Source organism: Streptomyces sp. 8L, assembly GCF_020176795.1.
Classification (GTDB): Bacteria; Actinomycetota; Actinomycetes; order Streptomycetales; family Streptomycetaceae; genus Streptomyces.
This window is the reverse complement of record NZ_JAIUKE010000455.1, coordinates 1-8,430: the sequence shown is the minus strand read 5'-3', so window position 1 is coordinate 8,430 and position 8,430 is coordinate 1. Positions and strand designations below refer to the sequence as shown.

Genomic DNA, 8,430 nt, shown 5'->3' with positions numbered 1-8,430 from the left:
GCCCTCGCGGCACTGACCCCCCCCCGGGCCCCGCGGCCCGCCCCCCGATCGGAGAACACCCGTGAGCGTCACCTTCGACTTCACCGGCAAGACCGCCCTCGTCACCGGCGCCGCCAGCGGCATCGGCCGGGCCACCGCCCTCGCCTTCGCCCGCGCGGGCGCACGGGTTGCCCTGGCCGATATGTCCGTCGACGGTCTGCGCGAGACCGCCCGCCTCATCGACGCCGCCGACGGCGAATCCCTCACCCTCACCTGCGACGTCACCAGCGAGGACGACGTCCAGGCGGCGGTCGACCGGACCGTGGAGCACTTCGGGAGCCTGGACGCGGCCTTCAACAACGCCGGCGTCGAACAGCCCGTCCAGCCGGCCGCCGACACCGCCAAGGACGACTGGGACCGCATCCTCGGCGTCAGCCTCACCGGAGCGTTCCTGTGCACCCGCGCCCAGATCCGCCAGATGCTCCAGCAGGACGGCGGCGGCGCGATCGTCAACGTCTCCTCCGGCGCCGGCGTCAAGGGCTTCCAGGGCCAGGCCGCCTACGCCGCCGCCAAGCACGGCATCATCGGCTTCACCCGCTCCGCCGCCCTCGACCACGCCGCACAAGGCATCCGGATCAACGCCGTCTGCCCCGGGATCATCGACACCGAGATGATCCGCCGCTTCGGCGACACCCGCCCCGGCGGACGCGAAGGGCTCATCGCCGACGAACCCGTCGGCCGTCTCGGCAAGCCCGAGGAGATCGCCTCCGCCGTCCTGTGGCTGTGCTCCGATGACGCCGCCTTCACCACCGGCACCGCCCTCGTCGTCGACGGCGGCCAGACCACCTGAACCCGCTCTCAACCCGGTGAGCCGTCCTCGCCGTCCTCATCCAGCTCCTGTGCGTCCGGGTCGCGCAGCGGGCGCAGAGCGCCGGCGGCCGGGACGCTGGCGGTGAAGCTGTAGCGGCCGAGCAGGTTCAGGTTGCGGTGCTTGAGCGGGGAGAGCCGGGCGATGTCCTCCTCGCGGATCTCGTGGCCCTCGGCGCGGAGCTGGGCGACAGCGGCGTCGAGGTACTTCGTGGTCCACAGCACGATGGCGTTGAGGACCAGGCCGAGCGCGCCGAGCTGGTCCTCCATCCCGTCGCGGTATGCCTGGTGGATGGTGCCGCGCTTGCCGTGGCACACGTCTCGGGCCAGTTTGTGGCGGGACTCCTGCACAGTGAGCTGCCGGTTCATCTGCCGGCGGTAGGTGTCGTCCACCGGGTCGACCACCCGCAACAGGTGCTCGGTCTTGGCGATCCGCCCGTACTCCGCGAACGCCGCCCCCAGCGGCGTCGGGCGGCCGTCGCGCCCGAACATGCGCAGCAGGTCGTAGGCACGGACCTGGTTGGTGACCAGGGAACCGGCGACCTTCAGCATGTCCGGCCAGTGCGTGATCACCTTGTTCAGGTTGACCCGGTTGCGGGCCAATTCCTCGACCGGGCCGTAATTTCCGGTCTCGACACCGGGCAGGGTGGCCCGCCAGAACCGCTGGTCGTCCAGGTCGCGGAAGCGGGGGCTGAAGTTGTAGCCGAGGATCTTGAACAGGCCGAACACCATGTCGGAGTACGAGGCGTTGTCGGTCGCCACCATCTCCGGCTTCACGCCGCCGTCCAGGTCCAGCAGGGCGTCCAGGATGTGCAGGGAGTCGCGCGGGGTGCCGGGGACGACCATCTGCCCGATACCCGCGACCTGGTCGTTGACGGCGTTGAGCCAGGTGATGCCGCGCTTGAACCCGAAGTACTTCGGTGACGGGGCGGCGCTGATGGTGCGCACCGGTACCTGGAAGCGCAGCCCGTCCACAGAGGCGAGTAGCCCGTCACCCCAGAACCGGACGATCGGGATGTCGGCCTGGGCGGCGATCAACGCTGCGTTCGCTGCGGCGATGGTGTCGGCGCGCAGGTAGTACTGGTCGACGTGCACGAGCCGGGCCCGGGTCAGCGCCTCGTAGCCGGGGTTCACCACCGGGGTCAGGCCGATGTTGCACGCCTCGGAGACCAGCAGCGCGACCATAGACGTGGGCAGGTCCTTCATGCGGGTCGTGCCGTCGCCGAGGTGAACGAAGGCGTCGAGGAACCCGGTCCAGGCGTTCACCTCGAACAGCAGGTCCGGCAGGTCGATCTTCGGGAGCATCTTCTCGACCCGCCCCCGCAGCCAGGTCAGCGACTTGGGCTCGCCGAGCGCGCCGAGCTTGTCGACGTTCAGCTTCACCCGGCCGTCGTCCTGCACCTCGATGGAGACCTTCGCCGCCGGCCCTGCTTCTTCCAGCCGTTCGGCGAGCTGCTTCCACCCGGCGTCCAGGCCCCGCACCAGCTCCGCCAGGTGCTCGGTGACGGGCATGTCCAGGCTCAGGGCGGCCAGGACGTCCTCCTCGACCGCGTCCCAGTCGGGCCCGTCCAGCAGGCGGGCCCGCGGGTTGGACCAGCGGTGCGACGGTGCGGCGAACACGTCGCGGTTGTTCAAGGCCCGGTGCAGCTGCTCCAGCACGCACACCACGTAGGCGTCCCGGTCCACCGCGCCCTGTGGCAGACCCGGGTTGGCGTACACCGCCTTGCGCCACGCCGGCGGCACGAGCTTGTCGTCCACCTCGCGCGGCAGCAGCGGCTTGACCCCCACCTTCCGCCGCGCCAGCGCCGGCAGACCGCGCACCCCGGCCAGGACCCGCTTCCCGGCACTCGCCGCGTCCAGCGCCTTCGACTCACCCAGCAACGCGAGGAACGGGCGCACCGTGGCGTACCGGTTCGCGAGCGCGGCCCGCATGGCGACCTCGGCCGAGTTCTCGTCCTCGGGCACCAGCGAGACCACCGTGGCCGCCGCGGTCATCACGGCGGAGCGCGGGGCAACCTCCTCCACCGCCGCCCACAGCGCGGCCACGTCCAGGTCCGCACCATGCTCCTCGACCAGCTCCAGCTCCTGAAGCAGCACCTTCGCCGCCCGCGCGAGCACCCGCGACGCCTTCTCCAACTGCGGCAGCGTCGACAGCCGCTCCTTCTCCGTCTTGCGCTTGGCGGTGTTCAGCAGCCGGGTGGCCATCAGGACCTGGAACAGGTCCAGGGCCTCATCGATCGCCTTCGCCTCCAGGTGCCGCATCACCGCGGTCAGCATCGCCGTGCGCTTCGGCTCCGCCGCCCGCTCCAGCAGCGGCGCCTTCGACCCCAGCGCGTACCGGGCCAGCACCGCCATCCGGTTCGGCGGGATCTGCGACAGCCGCAACCGGCCCAGCCGGTACGCGCCGATCTCGTCCACGCGCTCCAGCGCGCGGGCGAACGCCGTGCCCGTCGTCCGCGTCGGCGGCCGGCGCAGCCGCTCCAGCTCCGAGAACCGGGAGCCCTCCGGCGTCTTCAGCGTCGCCACCAGATCACCGGGCAGTGCCGGGTCCACGCGGCGGGCGGCGCCCGCGACCGTGGCGTGCAGCCGCTTCTCCGCGACCGTCCGCGCCTCCGACACCTGCCGAGCCAGCACCGACACCCCGGGCAGCAGGACCCGGTGACGGCGCAGCCAGCCCACCGCCTGGTTGAACAGCGCCTTCGGACCCTCGGCGTGCGTCCACGCCCGCCCGTGCAGGAACGTACGGAACCGCCTGCCCCACTCGGCGTCCTCGTAGGGGTGGTAGCCGTAGGCGTCCCGGATCTCCCACGCGTGGTCGTACAGCGTCTGGCGCCGCTCCGTGTACCGCTTGACCACCGAGGGGTCCTCGATGCCGAGCTGCACGGCCAGGTGCTCGACTACCGGCCACGGCACGCTGAGCGGGTCCTCCAGGAACAGACCGACATACCGCACCGTGCACATCTGAAGCGCGAAGCCGAGCCGGTGATGCTCCGTCCGCCGCAGGGCAATCAGGTCCCGGTCCACGTCGTCCAGGAAGAAGAACCGCTCCAGCTCGGGCCTCGTCGGCTCCTCGGCAAACGTCCCGTACGCCTCGGCCTGCTCATCACTCAGAAATTCCACCGGCACGAGCTGGACCGTAGCCAGCCCCGGACCAGGCCCGGAGGCGTTTCACCGAACCCCAGCGGCGAAGTGGATCACTGTGCTAAACGTCCATGATCGTTCTCACCGATAACCGCTGTACCGATGTTCCCCGAGGCCGGACCTCCACCTATGCACTGGCACGTTCGCTGATGAACATCACCTCGGGAGGCATGGCCATCCTCGGCTACGCCATCGGCGCCGTACTGCTGCGGTACCTGAGCCCGCAGGAGGTCTTCGCCGTCGCGACAGCCCTGACCGGCGGAGGATTGATCACCGTGGCGGTGACAGTCCGGGAACGCTCGATCCGTCTGACCCGTCGCCCCGGACTGCGCCAGACCTGGACGACGAACATCGAGCTTTTCTCCCGCTCCGGCCAACGCGCGCTGCTGCTGAACCTGTGGGTCCCCAACGGCCTGATCGTTGGCTGCGAGGCCCTGTTCATCTCCTACGCCCCCCATCACGCCGGCGTCTTCCTGGCCGCTGGATCGGCAGGCATGCTCCTCGGTGACCTTGCGGTCGGGCGGCTGTTCACCGCCGAGCAGCGGCGCCGCTACGCATTCGCCCTGCGACTGCTGCTCGCCGTCCCCTACCTGCTGTTCGCCGTCCACCCGCCCGTGCTCGTGGCGACAGCCGCGGTGTTCATCGCCAGTGCCGGCTTCGCTGCCACCCTGCCGCTCCAGGAGCAGCTTCTGGAGTTGACCCCTGATCCGGTCCGTGGCCAGGTCCAGGGAGTTGAGTCCGCCGGCCGGATGACGTGGCAAGGTATCGGAGCCGCGATCGCTGGCGGCATTGCCCAGCACTTCACTTCTGGCACGGCCATCACCTTTGTGGCCGCCGTCTCCATCGCCATCACCGTCTTCTCCCGGCCCTTCGTGGTCCGCGCCCGAGCCGTCCGCATCCAGGCGGCCAACGCATAGAGTTCCCACGACGCTGCGAGCGGCGGGCGCGGCCAGACGCCCCCCCCGCGTCTCGCTACTCGTCGACAGCGTCCGGGGCACGGAGAGGCCGCAGGCCGCCGGGCAGGTCGGGAAGCTGGAAGGAGTACCGGCCCAGCGCGTTGATGTGGTGACGGACGAACGGGGAGAGGCGGGCGATGTCCTCGTCGCGGACGTCGAAGCCGTCGGCGCGGAGCTGGCTGAGCGCGGCGTCCATGTAGCGGGTGTTGAACAGCACGAGTGCGTTGAGGACCAGACCGAGGGCCCCGATCTGGTCCTCCATGCCGTCCTGGTAGCGCTGGTAGAGCTGCCCGGCCCGGCCGTGGAAGATCTTCCGCGCGAGCGCGTGCCGGCCTTCCTGGAGGTTGGCCTGCACCTTGATCTGGCGCCGGTAGCCGGGCTCGTCGGCCAGGCGCAGGATGTGCAGGGTCTTCGCGATCCGGCCGTAGTGGGCGATCGCATCCCCCAGCGGGGTCGGGCGGCCATCGCGGGACAGCATCCGGATGACGTCGTAGGCGCGGACGGCTCCTGTGTGGATGGAGCCGATGATCCGCAGCATGTCCTCCCAGCGCCGCTCGATGCGGGCGAGGTCGATCCGGCCGCGGGCGGCGTCCTGGAAGGCGCCGTAGTCGGCCGCGCGGTCGATGCGCCACATCTTCTGGTCCGGCAGGTCGGCGAGCTGTGGGGCGTAGGCGAACCCGGCCAGGGTGAGCAGGCCGAAGACAATGTCGCTGTAGGAGGCGGTGTCGGTGACGATCATCTCCGGGCGTTTGCCGCCGTCACGGTCGTAGAGGACGTCCAGCACGTACAGGGAATCGCGTGGGGTGCCGGCCACGACCTTCCCGCCCAGGCCCGCCGCTTGGTCGTTGATCATGTTCAGCCAAGTGGCGCCGCCGCGGCGGCCGAAGTACTTCGGGTTCGGCCGCGCGTACACGCTGGGTACCGGGCACGACGAACCGCATCCCGTCCACCGAGGCGACCAGGCCACCGCCCCACGCCTGTGCGAGCGGGATGGACGCCTGGTGGTCGATGAGGGCGGCGTTCGCGGCCCGGTAGGTCGCCAGCCTCAGGTAGGTCTGGTCGACGTGGGAGAGCCGCCCGTACTTCAGCGCGTCCGCGCCGCCCATGACCGGGGTGTAGCCGACGTTGCAGCCGTGGGCGACCAGCAGGGCCGCGATCGTGACGTGCAGGTCCTTCAGCCGGGCCTCGCCGCCGGTGACCGAGGTGAACGCCTGGCCGGCGCCCGTCCAGGAGAACACCTCCAGCAGCACCTCGGGCAGGTCCACGCGCGGCAGCATCGCGTTCACCGCGGCCCGCAGGTCCAGCAGGGAGGCCGGTTCGGGCTCCGGCTCCAGGGCGGCAAAGTGCAGCCGGCCATCGTCGTCGAAGACGATCTGCGCGTTGTCCGGGACCCGGGCGGCAACCTCCCGGTAGGTGCCGTCCAGCAGCGCGGCCCGCGCCCGAAGGTGCCCTCCCGCCTCACCGGGCAGGTTGAGCGACGCCAGCACGGTCGGCCGGGCCTGTCGCCACGCCTGCCCGGCCAGCAGCTTCGCCCGCGGGTCGCCCCACTTGGAGGAGTTCTTCGCGAAGACCTGCTTGCTGCGCAGCAACCGGTGCAACTGCTCCAGTACGCAGAACGTGTACGCCTTCCAGTCCACCGTGCCCGGCTCCAGGTGCGGCGCGGACAGCACCAGGCGCCGCCATGACCCCGTCAGCAGGCCGGTGTCGATCTCGGCCGGGCCGACCTTCTTGCGGCCCATCAACTCCGGCAGCGACAACAGCGCGGCCAGCACGGCCTCGCCCTCCGGGGTGGCGTCGAAGTCCACCACGGTGACCAGCAGCCGCAGGAACGGCCGGACGGTTCCGAACCGGTTCACCAGCATGGCTCGCCATGCCTCGTCCGCGTCCGAGTCCAGCGGCGGGGTCAGCTCGAACAGCGCGGCGATCGCCGCGGCCAGTTCGCGGCGGGGCACCACCTGCTCGATCGCCGCCCACATCGCCTCCAGGCTCTCCACCTTCGGCGGAGCGATCTCCCCGGTGTCGGTGTCGACCTGCTCGGAGGTGGTGTCGAACACGACCTGGAACGCGGTCGCCAGCTTCGCCGACGCCCGCTCCACCCGCGGCAGGGTCTTCAGCTTCTCCTTCGCGCTCTCCCGCTCCGCCTTCGCAAGCAACTTCGTGGCGATCAGGACCTCCAGCAGGTCCAGCGCGTCGTCCACCGCCCGCGAGGTGAGGTAGACCGTGGTGGCCAGCAGTGTCGCCAACCGGCGGGCGTCGGAGTGCCGGCGCAGCAGCGACGCCTTGCCGTCCACCCCGTACCGGGACAGCTCCGCCAGCCGCCGCGGCGGTATCCCCGACACATCCACAGCGCCCATCCCGAGCGCGGCGATCTCCTCCGCCCGCTCCAGAGCCCGCTTCATCTGCGGGCCCGAGACCCGCACCGGCCCCCGGCGCAGCCGGTCCAGCTCCGAGACCCGCTCACCCGGCGGCACCGTCAGCAGCGAGTCCAGCACCGCCCGCTGCCCCACCCCGAGCATCCCGTACAGGGTGTCCCACAACCGCTGGTTCGCCGCCTCCCGCACCGACCCCACCAGCCGGGCCAGACGGCTCACCCCCGGCAGCAGCACCCGGCCCTCGCGCAGCCACCCCGCCGCCGCGTCGAACAACGCCTTCGGCCCGTCCCCCGTCGTCCACGCCCGCGCATCCAGCCAGGCCGCCAGTTCCTCGCGGACCTCGGCAAAGTCCCGCCAGCCCCCGGCTTCCTGGATCTCCCCGGCGTGCGTACGGGCCGTGCCGTCCCGCTCGCCGTACAGCTTCAGGCACGAGGCGTCCTCGATGTCCAACTGCCCGGCCAGGTACTCGGCCACCTCCGCCGGCACCTGCCGCGGGTCCGGCATGAACCGGCCCAAAAACCGCACGCTCGTCAGCTGGACCGCGTACCCGAGCCGGTTGTGCGACCGCCGCTTCGCCTGCACCGCCTCCCGGTCCACGTCGTCCAGGAAGAAGTACCGCTCCAGCTCCGCCCGTGAGGGCGCCTCGTGGAACGACCCGTGTCGGGCCGCCTGCTCATCCGTCAGGAACTCGACCGCCACAACAGCTCTCCGAAGATCGACAACAACGACTCACGAAGGCTCTGACGCTCAATCACCCCAGGTCAAAGCACCAAACAGCCCGGCGAACCCTTAGCGCACGATCTGACACGGATGTTCCTCAGCCCCCGGCCCCTGCTTCATCGATGCGTGACACGAACAAGGAGGTGCCCGGGTGAGTGCCGAAACGGCTATGTCCGCCCGCCGGGAGGACACAGGCCGCGCTGAGCGGCGTCCTCTGGACAAGGTTCGAGCCTTGCAGTGGACGCTCTACCGCTGTGCCAAGCAAGAACCCGAACGCCGGTTCCATGCCCTGTACTGCCACGTCCACCGCATGGGCGTCTTGTGGCGGGCGTGGTCCAGCGTGTGTGCGAACCGGGGCGCCCCCGGCGTGGACGGCGTGACCGTCGACGCGGTGG

Annotated in this window: 3 protein-coding genes and 1 pseudogene; 2 read left to right on the top strand and 2 right to left on the bottom strand. The window is 70.8% G+C overall.

What is annotated here, in order from left to right:
• The first annotated feature begins 61 nt into the window (after positions 1-61).
• On the top strand, positions 62-829 hold the full coding sequence (locus LCE31_RS30840) for a glucose 1-dehydrogenase (protein ID WP_225020177.1): 768 nt from the start codon (positions 62-64) through the stop codon (positions 827-829).
• 8 nt (positions 830-837) lie between these two features.
• Here LCE31_RS30840 and LCE31_RS30835 read toward each other — a convergent pair whose 3' ends face one another.
• Positions 838-3,972 (bottom strand): Tn3 family transposase, encoded by a 3,135-nt coding sequence (locus tag LCE31_RS30835; protein ID WP_225020174.1) that lies wholly within the window; start codon positions 3,970-3,972, stop codon positions 838-840.
• Between the two features lie 164 nt (positions 3,973-4,136).
• Between LCE31_RS30835 and LCE31_RS30830 the strand changes: the two genes are divergently transcribed.
• Complete coding sequence (locus LCE31_RS30830) at positions 4,137-4,904, top strand: hypothetical protein (protein WP_225020172.1); 768 nt, start codon at positions 4,137-4,139, stop codon at positions 4,902-4,904.
• A gap of 55 nt (positions 4,905-4,959) precedes the next feature.
• On the opposite strand, the pseudogene LCE31_RS30825 reads toward LCE31_RS30830, so the two are convergent.
• Positions 4,960-8,014: pseudogene (locus LCE31_RS30825) on the bottom strand (Tn3 family transposase).
• Positions 8,015-8,430 lie beyond the last annotated feature (416 nt).